The 18,808-nt window shown below is 70.7% G+C and carries 14 protein-coding genes and 2 rRNA genes (1 of these 16 only partly in view); 7 read left to right on the top strand and 9 right to left on the bottom strand.

Annotated elements, in window-relative coordinates:
* Positions 1-52 precede the first annotated feature (52 nt).
* The gene (locus OG937_26810) at positions 53-643 is read left to right on the top strand and encodes a GNAT family N-acetyltransferase (protein ID WUD75046.1); all 591 of its coding nucleotides are present in this window, start codon (positions 53-55) and stop codon (positions 641-643) included.
* Positions 644-723: 80 nt separating this feature from the next.
* Positions 724-1,887 carry a winged helix DNA-binding domain-containing protein gene (locus tag OG937_26805; GenBank protein ID WUD75045.1) on the top strand — a complete coding sequence of 388 codons (1,164 nt, stop codon included), beginning with the start codon at positions 724-726 and terminating at the stop codon, positions 1,885-1,887.
* Positions 1,888-1,897: 10 nt separating this feature from the next.
* Here OG937_26805 and OG937_26800 read toward each other — a convergent pair whose 3' ends face one another.
* The 7 genes from OG937_26800 to mtnA form a co-directional block, all read right to left on the bottom strand.
* Entirely contained in the window at positions 1,898-2,650 is a 753-nt protein-coding gene (locus OG937_26800; protein WUD75044.1) for a response regulator transcription factor, read from the bottom strand.
* A gap of 172 nt (positions 2,651-2,822) precedes the next feature.
* Positions 2,823-3,506, bottom strand: a complete 684-nt coding sequence (raiA, locus tag OG937_26795; GenBank protein ID WUD75043.1) for a ribosome-associated translation inhibitor RaiA — start codon at positions 3,504-3,506, stop codon at positions 2,823-2,825.
* Between the two features lie 479 nt (positions 3,507-3,985).
* Complete coding sequence (locus OG937_26790; GenBank protein WUD75042.1) at positions 3,986-4,762, bottom strand: ComF family protein; 777 nt, start codon at positions 4,760-4,762, stop codon at positions 3,986-3,988.
* A gap of 207 nt (positions 4,763-4,969) precedes the next feature.
* Complete coding sequence (locus OG937_26785; GenBank protein WUD75041.1) at positions 4,970-6,796, bottom strand: LpqB family beta-propeller domain-containing protein; 1,827 nt, start codon at positions 6,794-6,796, stop codon at positions 4,970-4,972.
* Entirely contained in the window at positions 6,796-8,739 is a 1,944-nt protein-coding gene (gene mtrB, locus OG937_26780) for an MtrAB system histidine kinase MtrB (GenBank protein WUD75040.1), read from the bottom strand. Before mtrB ends, OG937_26785 begins: the two co-directional genes overlap by 1 nt.
* A 28-nt stretch (positions 8,740-8,767) precedes the next feature.
* Positions 8,768-9,445 carry a two-component system response regulator MtrA gene (gene mtrA / locus OG937_26775; GenBank protein WUD75039.1) on the bottom strand — a complete coding sequence of 226 codons (678 nt, stop codon included), beginning with the start codon at positions 9,443-9,445 and terminating at the stop codon, positions 8,768-8,770.
* A gap of 8 nt (positions 9,446-9,453) precedes the next feature.
* Positions 9,454-10,590 carry an S-methyl-5-thioribose-1-phosphate isomerase gene (gene mtnA, locus OG937_26770; protein ID WUD75038.1) on the bottom strand — a complete coding sequence of 379 codons (1,137 nt, stop codon included), beginning with the start codon at positions 10,588-10,590 and terminating at the stop codon, positions 9,454-9,456.
* Between the two features lie 143 nt (positions 10,591-10,733).
* On the opposite strand from mtnA, the gene OG937_26765 reads away from it, so the two are divergent.
* Genes OG937_26765 through OG937_26745 form a run of 5 tightly spaced genes read left to right on the top strand, consistent with a single transcriptional unit; the run spans position 10,734 to position 16,166 of the window.
* Complete coding sequence (locus OG937_26765) at positions 10,734-11,987, top strand: hypothetical protein (GenBank protein ID WUD75037.1); 1,254 nt, start codon at positions 10,734-10,736, stop codon at positions 11,985-11,987.
* Positions 11,987-12,649 carry a DUF4129 domain-containing protein gene (locus tag OG937_26760; GenBank protein WUD75036.1) on the top strand — a complete coding sequence of 221 codons (663 nt, stop codon included), beginning with the start codon at positions 11,987-11,989 and terminating at the stop codon, positions 12,647-12,649. The genes OG937_26765 and OG937_26760 overlap by 1 nt, the downstream gene beginning before the upstream one ends.
* Positions 12,646-13,872 (top strand): DUF4350 domain-containing protein, encoded by a 1,227-nt coding sequence (locus OG937_26755; protein WUD75035.1) that lies wholly within the window; start codon positions 12,646-12,648, stop codon positions 13,870-13,872. The genes OG937_26760 and OG937_26755 overlap by 4 nt, the downstream gene beginning before the upstream one ends.
* Entirely contained in the window at positions 13,869-14,837 is a 969-nt protein-coding gene (locus OG937_26750; protein ID WUD75034.1) for a MoxR family ATPase, read from the top strand. Before OG937_26755 ends, OG937_26750 begins: the two co-directional genes overlap by 4 nt.
* Positions 14,838-14,855: 18 nt before the next feature.
* The gene (locus OG937_26745) at positions 14,856-16,166 is read left to right on the top strand and encodes a DUF58 domain-containing protein (protein ID WUD75033.1); all 1,311 of its coding nucleotides are present in this window, start codon (positions 14,856-14,858) and stop codon (positions 16,164-16,166) included.
* Between the two features lie 138 nt (positions 16,167-16,304).
* On the opposite strand, the gene rrf is transcribed toward OG937_26745, so the two are convergent.
* Positions 16,305-16,421 (bottom strand): 5S ribosomal RNA (gene rrf, locus OG937_26740).
* A gap of 66 nt (positions 16,422-16,487) precedes the next feature.
* Positions 16,488-18,808: ribosomal RNA gene (locus tag OG937_26735) — 23S ribosomal RNA — on the bottom strand (it continues 802 nt past the right edge of the window).

Below are 18,808 nucleotides of genomic sequence, written 5' to 3'. Positions count from 1 at the left end.
TCCGGTCTTTTCCGGTCGAGACCGCACCCCTGCCTCGGGGATACTCCGACGCATGGAGCCGATAACCCTCACCACCGACCGCCTCGTCCTGCGCCCCTTCGGACCGGACGACGCCGAGGCCGTCCGCGTCGCCTGCCAGGACCCGGAGATCCCGCGCTGGACACCGGTGCCGTCCCCGTACACCCACGAGCACGCGCAGGAGTTCGTCACCCGCACCTGCCCCGACGGCTGGCGCGACGACACCGTCTACAACTTCGCCGTCACCACGCGCGACGAGGGACGCCTGGTGGGAGCCATGGGGCTGGTGCGGCTGGCCCAGCTCAACACCGCAGAGCGGCAGGCCGAACTCGGCTACTGGACCGCCAAGGAACAGCGCGGCCGCGGCCTCACCGCCGAAGCCGCCCGCGCCGTCGCCCGCTGGGCCTTCGAGGAGCTCGGCGTGGAGCGCCTGGAGTGGTACGCCGAGGCGGGCAACGCCGGCTCCCGTGCGGTCGCCCTCAAGACGGGCTTCCGGATGGAGGGCACCATGCGCGCCAAGATCGTCCACCAGGGCACCCGGCGGGACGCGTGGATCGGCTCCCTGCTCCCCTCCGACCTCGGCCTGAACGGCGGCGCCGCCTACCTCCCGTACCAGGGCGAGTGACCGCGGCGGCGGGCCCCCGGGACGGGGCCCGCGGACCCGGCACGGACCGGATTGTCGGTGGCGCCTTCTAGGGTGGGCCCATGACGACGCCCGTGGCCCTCTCCGCCGACGACGCCCGCCGGACCGCCCTGCGCGCCCAGGGCTTCCTCGGCGCCCCCGACCGCCGCGGCGGCGTCCGCGGCGTCCTGCGGCGGCTGGGCGCGGTGCAGCTCGACACCATCTCCGTGCTCGCCCGCTCCCACGAGCTCATCCCGTACGCCCGCCTCGGCGCCGTCGGCCGCACCGCGGTCGAGGCCGCGTACTGGACCGAGAACCACGCCTTCGAGTACTGGTCGCACGCCGCCTGCATCCTCCCCGTCGAGGAATGGCCGCACTTCGCCTTCCGCCGCCGCGCCCGGCGGGCCCGCGGCCACCGCTGGCACGTGCTGCAGGACGCCGACCGCTCCACCGCCGCCGTCCTGGACCGGCTCAAGGCCGACGGCCCGCTGACCTCGACCGAACTCGGCGGCGCCAAGAACGGCGGCCCCTGGTGGGACTGGTCGGAGACGAAGATCGCGGTGGAGTGGCTGCTCGACACCGGCGAGGTCGTCTGCACCCAGCGGCGCGGCTGGAAACGCGTCTACGACCTCGCCGAGCGGGCGGTTCCCGACGCCCTCCTCCACGACGACATCGACGACGCCGAATGCCTGCGCCGCCTGGTCGCCCAGGCCGGCGCCGCGCTGGGCGTCGCCACCCGGGCCGACCTCGCCGACTACCACCGGCTCAAGGGCGAGCAGGTCGACTCGGTCATCGCCGACACCGGGCTCGTCCCCGTCCAGGTCGAAGGCTGGGGCGGCAAGCCCGCCTGGGCCGACCCCACCGCCCTCGCCGAAGCCTCCCGCAGCGGCCGGCACCGCACGACCCTGCTCTCCCCCTTCGACTCCCTGATCTGGGACCGGCCCCGCACCGAGCGCATCTTCGGCTTCACCCACCGCCTGGAGGCGTACGTCCCCAAGCCCCAGCGCATACACGGCTACTTCGCGATGCCCCTGCTGGCCGGTGGCCGGCTGGTCGGCCGCGCCGACCCGGCCCGCGAGGGAAGCACCCTGATCGCCCGTCAGGTCTCGCTGGACTCCGCGCGCGCCGTCGAGCCCATGGCGCAGGCGCTGCGCGAGGCCGCCGCATGGGTCGGCTGCGACAGCGTCCGCGTCGAACGGCTAGACGACCCCAAGCTCGCCGCGGCCCTGGTCGAAGCCCTCTCCTGACCGGGCAAACTCAGCGGATCTCGAGGATCTTCTCCCGCATCGCGTACACCACAGCTTCCATCCGCGAGTGCAGCTGCAGCTTCTCCAGGATGTTCCGCACGTGGTTCTTCACCGTGTTCTCGCTGATGAAGAGCTCCTTGGCGATGTCCCGGTTGTTCATGCCGGTGGCGACCAGCTTCAGCACCTCCAGCTCACGGTCCGTCAGCCGGGGGGCGGGCACGAGCCGGCGCTCGTCCGTGCGCTGGATCATCGACTTGAACTCGGTGAGCAGCTTCGACGCCATCGAAGGACTGATCTGCGACTGCCCGTCCGCCACCGCGCGGATCGCGGTGGCCACCTCGTCGGTGGAGATCTCCTTGAGGAGGTAACCGGTCGCCCCGGCCTTGATGGCCTCGTAGAGGTCCGCCTCCTCGTCGCTCATCGTCAGCATGATGATCTTCGCGCTGGGAGCCACCTCCTTGATGGAGGTGCACGCCTCGATACCCCCCCGCCTCGGCATCCGCACGTCCATCAGCACGATGTCCGGCAGCAGGTCGGCGGCCTTCTCCGTCGCCTCCGCGCCGTCCCCCGCCTCGCCGACGACCTGGATGTCCTCCTCCTGCGCGAGCACGATCTCCAGACCCCGGCGGAACAAGGCGTGGTCGTCCACCACGAGCACCCTGATCGGCTCCTTGCGCGGCGCACCGGCGACGCCCGCCTCCCCCGCGGCGCCCGGACCGGGCTCCGCGCCAACGGCCGGCGCGGGCTCGAAGCTGTCCGCCATCGGTTCCTCCCCCTCGGGCCGGCGCCCGTGGTAGTCGCACTGTCCGTGCCAGGCCAACCGGGCGCTGCGGCCCGTACATTGGCTGCCCGGCCATGATTCCATGCCCGAGCACGGCAGCGCCCCCAGGCGATGGTCGTTTTCCCGCCCGGGAGCGCCGCCCCTGACCCCTAGTTCACCGGCTGAGCGCTCCGCCCGCGCCGGCCGGCGCATCCTCGACGGAAGGGTCCGCCTTGAGGTGGATGACGCCGTAGTCGTAGCCGTGCCGCCGGTAGACGACACTCGGTTGTTCCGTGTCGGAGTCGATGAACAGGTAGAAGTCGTGCCCGATCAGTTCCATCTCGTAGAGGGCCTGGTCGAGCGTCATCGGTGCTGCCGCGTGCGTCTTCTCGCGAACCACCAGGGGCCCTTCACCCTGGACCTCGAGACAGCCGCCGATCTTGGTGGTGGGCACGCCTGTGGACGTCTCCCCGCCGGTCGGCGTGCCGTTGAACTCGGTCATGGCCAGTCCGGCCGTCGCCTCCGCCACGCTCATGGGCGTACGGCTGCCGCCGCGGTGCACCCGGCGCTTGTCGGCCGCCTTGCGCAGCCGCGCCTCAAGCTTGTTCGCCGCGACGTCGAGCGCCGCGTAGGGATCGGTCGCGGCGGCCTCGGCCCGGATCACCGGGCCACGGGTGCGCAGCGTGATCTCCACCCGGTCGGAACGGTCTGCCTGCCGGGGGTTCGGTTCCTTGGACACCTCGACCTCGAGGCTCATCACCTTGCCGTCGAGCTTCTGGATCTTCTCCAGCTTCTCGTTCACGTGCTTCCGGAACCGGTCGGGCACCTCGGTCTTGCGGCCCTTGACGACGATGTCCACGCAGAACTCCGTTCCCGGATCGCCTCGGTCTCACGGGACGATCCCTTGCGCTGAGGCCGGCGGGCACCAGGTCCCGCCCGGCGTCGACGTTCGTTGCCGCTCCGCGCGCTCGGAGGCTCCCGGGCGGCGAAGCCGCGACTCTCACCTCCTCCTCCCCCGCGAGACAGATCTTCACCCACTGAACTATGGGTGAACCACGTCCCGCGGTCCGTGAAACGGCGGCCCACAGCGGGCGCCGCCGCCCCTCACCACCGAACATAGACCCGCGGACCCAGGGTCGGCACCCCCAGAAGCGCTATACCTCCCTTCGGGTGAAATGCCCCTTGTGCGACCTGCGAGATCCGCTCTGACCTTCGGATTCCGCCTCCCGTTCGGCCACCTGTTCGGCCGTCCACCCGGCCGTCCACCCGGCCGTCCACCCGGCCCGCGGTGGGGGCCTCGCCCGCTCCGGCTTTCCGCGTCGGGACCACCCGGGGCGCTTACCCTTCCCCGCCGCCCGGGGCGCCCGCCGGGTGGCGCAGCGGCGCCGGGCCGCCGACCACGGCCGCGGCCAGGACCCGGCCCCCGGCGTCCTCGACCGCCTGGGCCGCGGAGGCGAGCGAGGCGCCCGTGGTCATCAGGTCGTCCACCAGCACCACGGGCGCGGTCCCCAGGAGGCGGCCGGCACCGCGCACGGCCGTCAGGGCGCCGGAGAGGTTCGCGGGCCGGTCGCGGGCGCCGAGGCCCGACTGGTCGGCCACCGCGCGCCGCTGCCGCAGCACCGCGGCCACCCGGACGGACAGCCCGTCGCGCCGCAGGTCCGCGGCGGCTGCGAGGGCGAGGCGGCGGGTCGCGTCATGGCCGCGGACCGCGACGGCCCGGCGGGACGAGGGGACGGGGACGAGGAGGAGCGGTGGGAGGGCGGGGGTGAGGGTGAGGGCGCCTTCCGGGTGCCGCGTCTCGGGGGCCCCTCCCCCACCCCCTCCCCGCACCGCGGCGTAGACCGCGCCCGCCAGGGCCTCGCCCAGCGGGCGGGCCAGACCCAGCGCGCCGCGCTCCTTGTGCGCCAGCAGCACCGCGCGTGGCTGGTCGGCGTAGACGGTCGCCGCCCACACGGCGGGCAGCCCATCGGGCGGCGCGTCCGGCCAGACCTGCCGGGCCCCGGGCTCGTGCAGCGCTGCGCCGCACTCGTCGCACAGAACGGTCCGCGGCGTCCCGCACCCCGCACACTCGGCCGGCAGCAGCAGCCCCGAGATATCCCGCCACCATGACCGCACCCCACGGGCACCCCACAGGCTCCGCCGTCCCCCGCGCCCCCGCCGCCGTGCTGACCGTGCTGCCCGTGCTCCCCGCATGACTCAACGATCCCGGGAAAGGGCGCTGACCACCAGGCCTGTCCCCAGCCTGTGGATAACTTCCGCCGCCGCACGATCCGCGCGCGATCGCCGCCCGACGCAGACGCCCGAGGAGGGCGCCCAGGCCGGTCAGCCCGGGTAGACGGGCGAGCTGGCCTTGGGCGCGACTTCCTTCCAGTTGGAGTCGGGCTGCAGCCGGAAGACCCCGCCGTCGAGCTCCGCGAGCAACGGCTTGTCCTGGCGCTCCGAGGCCGCGACCGACGTCACGCCGCTGATGCCCGGCAGGCTCGGCGTGGACGCGCCCGAGCCGTCCGCGTCCACGTACTGGATCTGCGGCACTCCCCCGGCCTCGCGTCCCACGACGACCACCCGGCTGACCCCGGCCCAGGACGCCGCCTTGACGTCCTCGAGCTGCGGCGCGACGCTGCGCAGCTCCGCCACCGTGATCCGCGGGTCCTCGGCGGTCCCGGTGCGCTCGATCCGTCCGAGCCGCAGTGTGGTGTGGTCGCCGTCACGGACCAGCAGGGCGATGCGCACGCCGTCGGCCGCGACCCGTAGCGATTCGATGCGCCCGTCGCCGAGTTCCGGCACCGCGACGGGCACAGGGGTGCCGGCGCCGTCGCGCAGCATCAGCAGTTGCGGCTGCTTCGGGTTGCGGTCGGCGATCCACAGGTCGCCGTAGCCGTCCCAGCTGGGCGTGGTGAGGCGGTTCTTCGGGTCGGTGGCCTGGCTGCGCAGGACGACGGGGCCGAGCTGGGCGTCGGCGCTCAGCGCGGTCACGTAGAGGCTCGCGCCGTCCTCGCTGAGGGCGGCGGCGTACTGCTCGTCGCGCCGCACGGCGGCGGAGCCCATCTTGAACGGACCGGTGCCGAGGGGGCCCGCCACCGCGGTGGGCTGGGTGTCCGCGCCGCTGAGGCTGACGAGGTGGTGGTCCGCGTCGATGAAGTACTGCTCCCGGCTTTCCCCCACGAGCTTGTCCGGTGCGTACGCACCGGCGTCGTCGCGCCGGAGCGAGCACAGGGTGCGGCCGTGCGGGCCCTGGAGTTCGACCGAGGGCACGGGTGTGGAGGACATGCCCTGGACGGTCTCGATCAGCTGGGCGGCCATCCGTTCGCACCGCGCACCGTCGCCGCCGGGGGACCGGTTGAGCGTCACGGTCACGCGCTGGGAGTCGTCGATCTCGACCTTGGTGGCCCGGATGCCCGTGGGGAAGGCCGAGACGACGACCGGTTCCAGCCAGTCGGTGGGTCCGGCGAGCAGGGCGTTGACGGTGGTGCTGAGCGCGTTGATGCGCTTGCGCAGGTAGATCGGGTCGGCGACGAGGGCGTTCCGGCCGGCGGCGGCCTCCTCGGGGCCCGGCCCGGGGGAGGCGAAGTAGAACGTGTCGACGGAGCGGTAGAAACGCTGGAAGTCGGCCTCGCTCAGCACCAGGCCGTCACCGACGCCGGCGATGCGCCATTCGCCCTTCTCCTTGGTCAGGCGTATGCCGGTGCTGAAGGAGCCGTCCTCGGCGCGGTAGGCGTGCCGTCCGTCGACGGTGGCGACCCTGTCGCCGGTGAGGGTGATCTGCGTGCTGCCGCCGTCCTTGCCGTCGGCTATGGCGCCGGGTTCCTGCGCCTGGGAGGGTCCGCCGGCGAGGATGGTGATCCCGGACTCGGGTTTCCAGCGCTTGGCCTGGTCCTTGGTCATGTAGAGCTTGGCGGTGGCGTAGTCGGCCTCGTCGCTCGTGGTGGCCTCGAGGAAGCCGTTGACGATGTCGCGGGGGTTCTCGCCGCCTTGCGGTTTGACGCCGAAGACCCGGACCTGGGCGTCGGTGTCGGCGTGCTTCTCGCCGCCGCCGACCTTGTGCACCTCGCCGCTGCTGGGCATGGAGGCGCAGCCCGTGAGCAGCACCAGTCCGCACAGGAGCACGCCCGCAGCGGCCGGCCTCGGAAGGCCGCCCCCCTTCGCACGCATCAGTCGTCGTCCTCCCGCGCCTGGTCTGCTGTCGTGGGGTGGGTGACCGTCCCGCTGCCTGCGCGGTGCCCGACGACCCGTGCGCCGTTGCCGGGCAGGGCCGCGGGGTCGGCGGCCGGGGGCCGCGGTGGGCTGAGCGGCATCGAGGGGATGGCGGGCGCGGCGAAGCGCGGTGCCGGGAAGCCGTGGTGTGCGGAGGCCGGGGACGCGACGGCGTCCAGCGCGGTGGCACCGGCGGGCATGCCGCGGTGGGAGAGCGTGGAGGCGAGGTCGCGGTTGCGGCGGGAGTCCTCGGGTTCGAGGGCGATCGGTGATCCGCGCAGGCTGTCGGCGCCGGTGCGGGGCAGGGTCAGCCGGAACTGGGAGCCACCGCCGGGCTCGCCCCAGGCCTGGAGCCAGCCGCCGTGCAGGCGGGCGTCCTCCAGGGCGATGGACAGGCCGAGGCCGGTGCCGCCGGTGGTGCGGGCTCGGGCGGGGTCGGCGCGCCAGAAACGGTTGAAGACGCGGGTGGCCTCGCCGGGCTTGAGGCCGACGCCGTAGTCGCGCACGGCGACGGCGACGGCGCCTCCGGCGGAGGCCATGCGGACGTGGACGTCCTGGCCCTCGCCGTGTTCGACGGCGTTGACGACGAGGTTGCGCAGGACGCGTTCGACGCGGCGGGCGTCGGCCTCGACGGTGACGGGCTGCTCGTCCCCGTGGACGACGATGCGGCTGCCCTTGCGCTCGGCGAGCGGTTCGGCGCCGTCCACGACGCGCCGCACGACGTCGCGCAGGTCGACGGGTTCGGCCTCCAGGGCGGCGGCGCCCGCGTCGAAGCGGCTGATCTCCAGGAGGTCGGAGAGCATCGACTCGAAGCGGTCGAGCTGGTTCTGCAGCAGCTCGGCGGAGCGGGAGGTGGCGGGGTCGAAGTCCTCACGGGCCTCGTGGATGACGTCGGCGGCCATCCGGACGGTGGTCAGCGGGGTGCGCAGCTCGTGGGAGACGTCCGAGACGAAGCGGCGCTGCATCCGGGACAGGTCTTCCAACTGCTGGATCTTGACCTGGAGGGTCTGCGCCATCTTGTTGAAGGACTCTCCCAGGCGGGCGATGTCGTCCTCGCCGGTGACCTTCATGCGTTCCTGGAGGTGTCCGGCGGCGAGCCGCTCGGAGATCCGGGCGGCCATGCGGACGGGCGTCACGACCTGTCGGACGACGAGCCAGGCGATGGCGCCGAGCAGCACGACGACGAAGATCCCGGCGGTGGCCAGGGTGCCCTTGACCAGGCCGAGGGTCTTCTCCTCCTGGTCGAAGGGGAAGAGGTAGTACAGCTGGAAGGGGTTGCCGTTGGGGTCGCTGAGGCGCTGGCCGACGATGAGGGCGGGCTCGCCGTCGGGCTCGCTGTCGCTCTTCATCGAGATGTAGCGCTCGAAGACGTCGGACCGCTCGTCGAGGGCCTGACGCAGGTCCGCGGGCACGCTCTCCTCGGGCCAGACGCCGCCGGAGCCGCGGGGTGCGTGCGTGCCGGGGCTGTCCGCCTTGGCGCTGTAGGTGTCCGAGCTGAGGGCGACGACGGAGTAGACGCCCTGGCCGCTGCTGGCGAGCCCGTCGACGAGGTCGTTGAGCCAGGTCGCGGTGTCGGGGCTGTGCTGGCTGTCGGTTCCGGCGCCCCCGGTGTCGGGGGCGCTGCGGGCCGTCTCCTTGGCGACGGCGAAGCCGCCGACGGCCTGGCTCTGGGCGGTCTGCCGCTTGGCGTCGAGCAGTCCGTTCTTGACCTGCCCGATGACGACGACGCCGAGGAGCAGGACGACGCCGAGGGACATCAGCAGGGTGGTGGCGACCACGCGCAGCTGGATGTTGCGGCGCCAGAGCCGGGCGGCGGGCTGGAGGGGCCGCCGGGCCCAGCGCACGAACGAGCGGAGCACCGGCAGCAGACCCGTCAGGGGGTCCGCGTGCCGGCTCTCCATCCGCTCACGCTCGTACGCGGTGGCCACGTCAGCCCGGCCCGGCCTTGTAGCCGACGCCGCGGACGGTCACCACGATCTCGGGGCGCTCGGGGTCCCGCTCGACCTTGGAGCGCAGCCGCTGGACGTGCACGTTGACCAGGCGGGTGTCGGCGGCGTGCCGGTAGCCCCAGACCTGCTCGAGCAGCACTTCGCGGGTGAAGACCTGCCAGGGCTTGCGGGCGAGCGCGACCAGCAGGTCGAACTCGAGGGGGGTCAGCGCGATGGGCTGTCCGTCCCGCTTGACCGAGTGGCCGGCCACGTCGATGACCAGGTCACCGATGGTGAGCTGCTCCGGCGTGGGCTCTTCGGCCCTGCGCAGCCGGGCCCGCACGCGGGCGACGAGCTCCTTGGGCTTGAACGGCTTGATGACGTAGTCGTCGGCCCCGGACTCCAGGCCTACGACGACGTCGACCGTGTCGCTCTTCGCGGTGAGCATGACGATGGGGACCCCGGACTCGGCCCGGATCTGGCGGCATACGTCGATGCCGTCCCGTCCGGGGAGCATGAGGTCGAGGAGGACCAGATCAGGCTTGGTCTCACGGAATGCGGCGAGGGCCTTGTCACCGTCGGCCACGAACGACGGCTCAAAACCTTCTCCGCGCAGCACGATGCCAAGCATCTCTGCCAGTGCGGTGTCGTCGTCGACGACCAGGACGCGTCCCTTCATAGCGACCATCATCCCATTACCTGATCGTGACCTGGAGCACGAGACGGGCACAAAGCTGCCAGGGCATCGGGTGTGACCGGCGAAACCACGCCGTTTTCGGTGACTATTGCCGTTATCAGGCCTGCGGGTGTGATGTCGAACGCAGGGTTGTACGCCTGGGTGCCGAGGGGTGCCACCGGGTTTCCGGCCGATTCGGTCACCTCGTGCCCGGGGCGCTGCTCGATCTCGATGGACGGACCGTCGGCGGTGCCCTGGTCGACGGTGGTGGTGGGGGCGACGACGATGAAGGGCACGTTGTGATACCGGGCGAGCACGGCGAGTGGGTAGCTGCCGACCTTGTTGGCGACGGAGCCGTCCGCGGCGATGCGGTCGGCGCCGATGAGGACGGCGTGGACGTTGCCGGCGGCGAAGAGTGAGCCTGCGGCGTTGTCGGTGAGCAGGGTGTACGCCATGCCGGAGCGGGCGGCCTCGTAGGCGGTGAGGCGGGCGCCCTGGAGCAGGGGGCGGGTCTCGTCGACCCACAGGCGGCGCAGCTGGCCCTGGCGGTGGGCGGCGAGTGCGACGGCGAACGCGGTGCCCTCGCCGCCGGAGACGAGGGCACCGGTGTTGCAGTGGGTGAGGATCTGATAACCGCCGCCGGGGAGGAGCTCGGCGAGCAGCTGGAGGCCGTGGCGGGCCATGGCTGCGCTGGCCTCCCTGTCCTCGGCGTGCAGGCTGCGGGCCTCGGCCAGGGCCGCCGCGGCGGCGCGTTCGGGGTCGCCCCCGGCGGTGCCGGTGAGGGCGGCCCGGTAGGCGGCCAGGGCCCGCCGGACGCCGTAGGCCAGGTTGACGGCGGTGGGCCGGGCGTGGGCGAGGGATTCGGCGGCCTCGTCCACGTCGTAGCCACGAACGGCGGCGAGGGCGATGCCGTATGCGCCGGCTATGCCGAGCAGCGGGGCGCCGCGCACGGCGAGGCCGCGGATGGCCTCGACCAGGGCGGGGACGTCGGTGCAGACCAGCTCCACTTCCTCGGCGGGCAGCCGGGTCTGGTCGAGGAGGACGAGGACGGGGCCTTCCGGCGGCTCCTCCCAGCGCAGCGCCGGCAGGGGCTCGTCAGGGTTGCCCTTGGAATCATTGGCCAGAGTTACCACGTACTGATCACCCATCTGCTCAGTCTGCCGTGAACGGCAGCACGTTTTGAACGGTTGCGGCACTCCGCATCCGCAGGTACAAGCCCGCTGCGCCCATGGCACGATGGCCACCGTCCCGCCGTTGGACGAGTAGGTAGCGCAGTAGCGAAGGAGCGACGATGAACGACTCTCCGGGCTGGGCCTCGCCCGGATCCTCCCCCTCCGGCGAACCGGGCCGCACCGACGGCCCCGGTGCGCCGCAGGACGCTGCGCCGCAGAACTGGTCCGAGCAGCAGCCGCCCGCGGGCCAGTGGAAGACCGCAGACGGCTGGGGCGCCCCGACCCCGCCCAGCGGCCCGGTGTGGGGCAGCCCCGCGCCCGCCGGCTGGCAGCAGCCGCACTGGGGTGCCCCGCCGTCCCCCAAGCCCGGTGTCATCCCGCTGCGGCCGCTGGGCGTCGGCGAGATCCTCGACGGCGCGGTCTCCACGATGCGCGCGCACTGGCGCACCGTGCTCACCATCTCCTTCGCGGTCTCGCTGCTGACCCAGGGCGCCATGCTGCTGCTCCAGGGGTTCATGCTCGACGACAGCGAGACGCTCAACTCCCTGGACGGCCGTGCCGACCCCTCGTTCAGCGACGTCATGAACGCCGTCGGCGGCACGCTGGCCGCCGGGGGGCTCGCCCTGGTCATCACCCTCCTCGGAACGGTGATCGCCACGGCGATGCTCACCATGGTTGTCAGCCGGGCCGTCCTCGGTCGCGAGGTGACCCTGGCCGAGGCGTGGTCCGATGCCCGCAGCCAGCTGCCGCGCCTGTTCGGGCTGACGCTGCTGCTCACTCTGATCGGCGCCGGGATCATGGCCGTCGGCATCCTCCCCGGGATCCTCGTCGCGGCCGGCGGCGCCACGGCCGCTGGTGTCGGGCTGGCGTTCCTCGGCGGCGTGGTCGCCCTCGGCGTGATCGTCTGGCTGATGATCCGCTTTAGCCTCTCCTCACCCGCCCTCATGCTGGAGAAGCAGGGCGTCCTGAAGTCCATGGCCCGGTCGGTCAAGCTGGTCCGCGGGTCGTGGTGGCGCATTCTGGGCATCCAGTTGCTCACCATGATCCTCGTCTACATCGTCTCGTCGATCATCCAGATCCCCTTCGTGCTGGCGGGCATCTTCACCGGAAGCGACGGCCTGTCGTCCTTTGCATCGGGCGACCAGGCGAACCTCGGCTGGACGTACCTGATCGTCATCGGGATCGGCGCCGTCATCGGATCCACCATCACCTTCCCCATCAACGCCGGCGTTACCGCCCTGCTCTACATGGATCAGCGGATCCGCCGCGAGGCCCTCGACATCGAACTGGCCCGTGCCGCGGGCGTCCCCGGTTACACCGACGCCCTCGGCGGGAGCGGCACACCCGGCAACAGCTCAGCCGCCGGGGGCTGATGCCGGTGTCGGGGGAGGACGTACCGGTCACCATTCCCCGCGGCCCCGCCCGCGAGGCCGCCGAGGACGAGCTGTCCAAGGGCATCTACCACCGCGACGACCCGAGCCTGTTCGAACGCGCCCTGAACTGGCTCTGGGAGAAGGTCTCCCACTTGATGGACGCCGCCTCCGGGGTCACCCCCGGAGGCGGCGTCGGCCTGGTTGCGATCATCGTCGTGGTCGTGCTGCTGGTCGTCGCCCTGCGGCTGCGCCTCGGCAGGCTGCGCGCGCAACCCACCACCGGCACCGGGCTGTTCACGGACGCCCCCCGGACCGCCGCCGAGCACCGGGCCGCCGCCGAGGAACACGCGCACCACGGCCGGTGGAGCGAGGCCGTCCAGGAACGGATGCGCGCGATCGTGCGCTCCCTGGAGGAACGGGCCCTGCTCGACCCGCGCCCCGGCCGGACCGCGGACGAGGCCGCCGCCGAGGCGGGCCGCCCCCTCCCCGACCACGCCGCCCGCCTCGCGGACGCCGCCCGCACCTTCGACGACGTCACCTACGGGGACCGCCCGGGCACCCCTGACGCCTACGCGGCCCTGCGCGAACTCGACACCGAAGTGCAAGGCACCAAGCCCCGGTTGGCCGACAGCGGCGCGGCCGCCGGAGGTTCCCGCCCGTGACCGACACCCTGTCCCCGGCCCAGGCGGCCACCCCCGCCACCACGTCGGCCTCCCCGACCGCGGGCCAGCTGTGGACGCGCTCGCGCACCCTGCTCGTGGCGTTCCTCGCCCTGATCGCCTTCGGCGTCCTGTACGCCGCCGCGCGTTCCGGTGAGAACCATGACGCACTCGACCCCCGTTCCCCCGACCCGTCCGGCAGCCGGGCCGTCGCTCAACTCCTCCACGACCAAGGTGTGACCACCACGGTCGTCACCACCACCGACGAGGCCGTGGCCGCCGCCGGACCCGACACCACCGTCCTCGTCACCGTGCCCGACCTGTTGACGAAGCGTCAGCAGGACGCGATGCATGGCGCGATGGAGCGCGCGGGCGGCCGTGTCGTCCTCCTCTCCCCCAGCGAACCCTCCATCGGACGGCTCGCCCCGGGCGTCCGCTACACGGGGCCCGTCCCCGTCCACGTCCTCGAGCCCGGGTGCGGCCTGGACGCCGCCCGCACTGCCGGCTCCGCCGAAATGGGCGGCAGCGGGTATGCGACGTCCTCGCGGGACGCCGACCGCTGCTACCCCAACGCCCGGGGGGACTTCACCCTGCTGCGGCTGCCCGCGGCCAACGGCGGCGACACCGTCGTCCTCGGCACCCACACACTCCTGCAGAACGAGAACCTCGCCGAGCAGGGCAACGCCTCGCTGGCCATGCAGACCCTCGGCGCCCACCCGAAGCTCGTCTGGTACCTCCCCTCGCTCACCGACGCCTCCGCCTTCGGCGGCGGACAGCAAAGCTTCCTCGACCTCATCCCCGACGGCTGGAACTGGGCCGTCCTGCAGTTGTTCATCGCCGCCGCCTTCGCGGCCCTCTGGCGCGCCCGCCGCCTCGGCCCCGTCGTCGCCGAACGGCTGCCCGCCACCGTCCGTGCCGCGGAGGCCACCGAGGGACGTGCCCGCCTCTACCGCCACGGCCGGGCCCGTGGCCGGGCCGCGGAGGTGCTGCGCACCGCCGCACGCGACCGGCTGGCCCCGTTGGTCGGCATCCCTCCGTCCCAGGCCCACGACCCGGCCGCCCTGCCCACCGCGGTGGCCGCCCGGCTGGACGACCCCTCCGTCGACCCGCACAGCCTGCTCCACGGTCCGCCTCCCCCCGATGACGCGGCCTTGCTGCGTCTCGCCGACGACCTCGACGCACTGGACCGCCGCGTCCTTCTCAACGAGAGGAAAGCAACCCCGTGAGCGCCGCCCCGACCGCCGACAGCGCCCGTGCCTCCCTGGAGGCCCTGCGCACCGAAATCGCCAAGGCCGTCGTCGGCCAGGACCCGGCCGTCACCGGCCTGGTCGTGGCCCTGCTCTGCCGGGGTCACGTCCTCCTGGAAGGCGTGCCCGGAGTCGCCAAGACCCTCCTCGTGCGCGCCCTGGCCGCCTCCCTCCAACTGGAGACCAAGCGGGTCCAGTTCACCCCCGACCTGATGCCCGGCGACATCACCGGCTCCCTCGTCTACGACGCCCGCACAGCCGAGTTCTCCTTCCAGGCAGGCCCTGTCTTCACCAACCTGCTGCTCGCCGACGAGATCAACCGCACCCCGCCCAAGACCCAGGCATCCCTCCTGGAGGCCATGGAGGAGCGCCAGGTGTCCGTCGACGGCATCCCTCGGCCGCTACCCGAGCCGTTCCTCGTCGCGGCGACGCAGAACCCCGTCGAGTACGAGGGCACGTACCCCCTCCCCGAGGCCCAGCTGGACCGCTTCCTCCTGAAGCTGATCCTGCCGCTGCCGTCCCGCGAGACCGAGATCGACGTGCTCACCCGCCACGCCGACGGCTTCAACCCGCGGGACCTGGACTCCGCCGGTTTGCGGCCGGTCGCCGGCCCCGCCGACCTCGACGCCGCCCGGGCCGCCGTCGCCAAGACGTCGGTCTCCGCCGACATCACGGCCTACATCGTCGATATCTGCCGAGCCACCCGTGAATCCCCCTCTCTGACCCTCGGTGTCTCCCCCCGGGGAGCCACCGCCCTGCTCGCCACCGCCCGCGCCTGGGCCTGGCTCACCGGCCGCGACTACGTCATCCCCGACGACGTCAAGGCCCTCGCCCTCCCCACGCTCCGGCACCGCATCCAACTGCGGCCCGAAGCCGAGATGGAAGGCACCACACCCGACTCGGTCATCACCTCGGTCCTCGCCCGCGTCCCCGTACCGCGCTGAGACGGGCGACGACCGACCATGGCACTCACCGGACGCACCGCCCTGCTGGCCGCCCTCGGCGCCCTCGCCGTCGGTCTGCTGCTCCCCGGCTGGAACGGCATCCTGCTCGTCGAAGGCATCCTTCTGTTCGGAATTCTGTGCGACCTTGCGCTCGCCGCGCCAGTACGAAAGCTCCATTTCACCCGATCCGGTGAGACATCAGTTCGACTCGGCGAAACGGCGGAGGTCGTGCTCACCGTGACCAACCCCAGCCAGCGCCCGCTGCGCGCCCACCTCCGCGACGCCTGGCCGCCCAGCAGCTGGTACCCGGGTACCGAGGTGACCGCGTCACGTCACCGGCTGACCATCCCGTCCGCCGAACGCCGCCGCGTCACCACCACCCTGCGCCCCACCCGCCGCGGCGACCGGCACGCCGAACGCGTCACCGTCCGCTCCCACGGACCCCTCGGCCTGGCCGCCCGGCAGGGTTCCCACCGCGTCCCCTGGACGGTCCGGGTCCTCCCGCCCTTCCACAGCCGCAAGCACCTGCCGTCGCGCCTGGCCCGCCTCCGAGAGCTCGACGGACGCACGTCCGTGCTCATCCGGGGCCAGGGCACCGAGTTCGACTCTCTCCGCGAATACATCCCCGGCGACGACACCCGCGCCATCGACTGGCGGGCCACCGCCCGCCGGGCCACCGTCGCCGTCCGCACCTGGCGCCCCGAACGCGACCGCCACATCCTCATCGTCCTCGACACCGGCCGCACAGCCGCCGGCCGCGTCGGCGACGCCCCACGTCTCGACGCCGCCATGGACGCCGCCCTGCTGCTCGCCGTCCTCGCGGGCCGTGCCGGCGACCGCGTCGACCTGCTGGCCTACGACCGCCGCGTACGCGCCTCCGTCCAGGGCCGTGCCGCCCGGGACATGCTCCCCGCCCTGGTCAACGCCATGGCACCGCTCGAGGCCGAACTCGTCGAGTCCGACGCCCGCGGTCTGGTCGCCACGGTCCTCCAACGGGCCACCCAGCGCTCGCTCGTCGTGTTCCTCACCGGGCTCGACGCCGCGCCGATGGAAGAAGGCCTACTACCCGTCCTCCCCCAGCTCACCCACCGCCACGAGGTCCTCATCGCCTCCGTGGCGGACCCCCGCATCGAAGAGATGGCGCAGGGCCGTCACAGCGTCGACGCCGTGTACGCGGCCGCGGCCGCCGAGCAGGCACGCGCTGAACGCCGCCGCGTCGCCCAGCGCCTTTCCCGGCACAACATCACCGTCGTCGACGCCCCGCCCTCCGACATCGCCCCGGCGCTGGCGGACGCCTACCTCGCCCTCAAGGCCGCCGGCCGACTGTAGGAGACGAAGACGAGGGGCTCTACAGGAGACAGGGGGGGACGCCTGCTCCCTCCTGTCTCCTGCCTTCTCTGCGTTTGGGGGACAACGCAGAAAAGCCTCAGCCCCCGAGTCGAAACTCAGGGGCTGAGGCTAATGATTGTTCGGCGGCGTCCTACTCTCCCACAGGGTCCCCCCTGCAGTACCATCGGCGCTGAAAGGCTTAGCTTCCGGGTTCGGAATGTAACCGGGCGTTTCCCTAACGCTATAACCACCGAAACACTATGAAACTATACGAACCAACGGTTCGTTGTTTCAGAACTACACAGTGGACGCGAGCAACCTATGGACAAGCCCTCGGCTTATTAGTACCGGTCAGCTCCACCCATTACTGGGCTTCCACATCCGGCCTATCAACCCAGTCGTCTACTGGGAGCCTTAACCCCTCAAGGGGGTGGGAGTCCTCATCTCGAAGCAGGCTTCCCGCTTAGATGCTTTCAGCGGTTATCCCTCCCGAACGTAGCCAACCAGCCATGCCCTTGGCAGAACAACTGGCACACCAGAGGTTCGTCCGTCCCGGTCCTCTCGTACTAGGGACAGCCCTTCTCAAGACTCCTACGCGCACAGCGGATAGGGACCGAACTGTCTCACGACGTTCTAAACCCAGCTCGCGTACCGCTTTAATGGGCGAACAGCCCAACCCTTGGGACCGACTCCAGCCCCAGGATGCGACGAGCCGACATCGAGGTGCCAAACCATCCCGTCGATATGGACTCTTGGGGAAGATCAGCCTGTTATCCCCGGGGTACCTTTTATCCGTTGAGCGACGGCGCTTCCACAAGCCACCGCCGGATCACTAGTCCCTACTTTCGTACCTGCTCGACCCGTCAGTCTCACAGTCAAGCTCCCTTGTGCACTTACACTCAACACCTGATTGCCAACCAGGCTGAGGGAACCTTTGGGCGCCTCCGTTACTCTTTAGGAGGCAACCGCCCCAGTTAAACTACCCACCAGACACTGTCCCTGATCCGGATCACGGACCGAGGTTAGACATCCAGCACGACCAGAGTGGTATTTCAACGACGACTCCACAATGGCTGGCGCCATCGCTTCACAGTCTCCCACCTATCCTACACAAGCCGAACCGAACACCAATATCAAGCTGTAGTAAAGGTCCCGGGGTCTTTCCGTCCTGCTGCGCGAAACGAGCATCTTTACTCGTAGTGCAATTTCACCGGGCCTGTGGTTGAGACAGTCGAGAAGTCGTTACGCCATTCGTGCAGGTCGGAACTTACCCGACAAGGAATTTCGCTACCTTAGGATGGTTATAGTTACCACCGCCGTTTACTGGCGCTTAAGTTCTCAGCTTCGCCCCACCGAAATGGAGCTAACCGGTCCCCTTAACGTTCCAGCACCGGGCAGGCGTCAGTCCGTATACATCGCCTTACGGCTTCGCACGGACCTGTGTTTTTAGTAAACAGTCGCTTCTCGCTGGTCTCTGCGGCCACCACCAGCTCAGGGAGCAAGTCCCCTCACCAGCAATGGCCCCCCTTCTCCCGAAGTTACGGGGGCATTTTGCCGAGTTCCTTAACCACAGTTCACCCGAACGCCTCGGTATTCTCTACCTGACCACCTGAGTCGGTTTAGGGTACGGGCCGCCATGAAACTCGCTAGAGGCTTTTCTCGACAGCATAGGATCATCCACTTCACCACAATCGGCTCGGCATCAGGTCTCAGCCTCAATGAGTGGCGGATTTGCCTACCACTCGGCCTACACCCTTACCCCGGGACAACCACCGCCCGGGCTGGACTACCTTCCTGCGTCACCCCATCGCTCACCTACTACTGGATAGGTTCAGCGGCTCCACCACTCCCCATCACTCCGAAGAGATCAAGGGCGGCTTCACGGCCTTAGCATCACCAGATTCAGCGCTGGCGCTTCAAAGCGGGTACCGGAATATCAACCGGTTGTCCATCGACTACGCCTGTCGGCCTCGCCTTAGGTCCCGACTTACCCTGGGCAGATCAGCTTGACCCAGGAACCCTTAGTCAATCGGCGCAAGAGTTTCCCACTCTTGTATCGCTACTCATGCCTGCATTCTCACTCGTGAACCGTCCACGACTCCCTTACAGGGCCGCTTCACCCGGCACACGACGCTCCCCTACCCATCACAGCCTCCGTTGGGAGTATTGCTGCAATGACACGACTTCGGCGGTACGCTTGAGCCCCGCTACATTGTCGGCGCGGAATCACTTGACCAGTGAGCTATTACGCACTCTTTCAAGGGTGGCTGCTTCTAAGCCAACCTCCTGGTTGTCTGTGCGACTCCACATCCTTTCCCACTTAGCGTACGCTTAGGGGCCTTAGTCGATGCTCTGGGCTGTTTCCCTCTCGACCACGGAGCTTATCCCCCGCAGTCTCACTGCCGCGCTCTCACTTACCGGCATTCGGAGTTTGGCTAAGGTCAGTAACCCGGTAGGGCCCATCGCCTATCCAGTGCTCTACCTCCGGCAAGAAACACACGACGCTGCACCTAAATGCATTTCGGGGAGAACCAGCTATCACGGAGTTTGATTGGCCTTTCACCCCTAACCACAGGTCATCCCCCAGGTTTTCAACCCTGGTGGGTTCGGTCCTCCACGCGGTCTTACCCACGCTTCAACCT

The sequence above is a fragment of the Streptomyces sp. NBC_00510 genome (assembly GCA_036013505.1).
GTDB lineage: Bacteria > Actinomycetota > Actinomycetes > Streptomycetales > Streptomycetaceae > Actinacidiphila.
The sequence above is the reverse complement of the archived record's forward strand: the minus strand, read 5'-3'. Positions and strand labels throughout refer to the sequence as shown.

Coding starts and splice junctions, on each gene's coding strand:
- OG937_26805 (WUD75045.1), top strand. CDS start 724: ATGACGACGCCCGTGGCCCTCTCCGCCGACGACGCCCGCCGGACCGCC.
- mtrA (WUD75039.1), bottom strand. CDS start 9,445: ATGAAGGGACGCGTCCTGGTCGTCGACGACGACACCGCACTGGCAGAG.
- OG937_26800 (WUD75044.1), bottom strand. CDS start 2,650: ATGGCGGACAGCTTCGAGCCCGCGCCGGCCGTTGGCGCGGAGCCCGGT.
- OG937_26745 (WUD75033.1), top strand. CDS start 14,856: ATGGCACTCACCGGACGCACCGCCCTGCTGGCCGCCCTCGGCGCCCTC.
- mtnA (WUD75038.1), bottom strand. CDS start 10,590: ATGGGTGATCAGTACGTGGTAACTCTGGCCAATGATTCCAAGGGCAAC.
- OG937_26785 (WUD75041.1), bottom strand. CDS start 6,796: ATGCGTGCGAAGGGGGGCGGCCTTCCGAGGCCGGCCGCTGCGGGCGTG.
- OG937_26810 (WUD75046.1), top strand. CDS start 53: ATGGAGCCGATAACCCTCACCACCGACCGCCTCGTCCTGCGCCCCTTC.
- mtrB (WUD75040.1), bottom strand. CDS start 8,739: ATGGAGAGCCGGCACGCGGACCCCCTGACGGGTCTGCTGCCGGTGCTC.
- OG937_26765 (WUD75037.1), top strand. CDS start 10,734: ATGAACGACTCTCCGGGCTGGGCCTCGCCCGGATCCTCCCCCTCCGGC.
- OG937_26760 (WUD75036.1), top strand. CDS start 11,987: ATGCCGGTGTCGGGGGAGGACGTACCGGTCACCATTCCCCGCGGCCCC.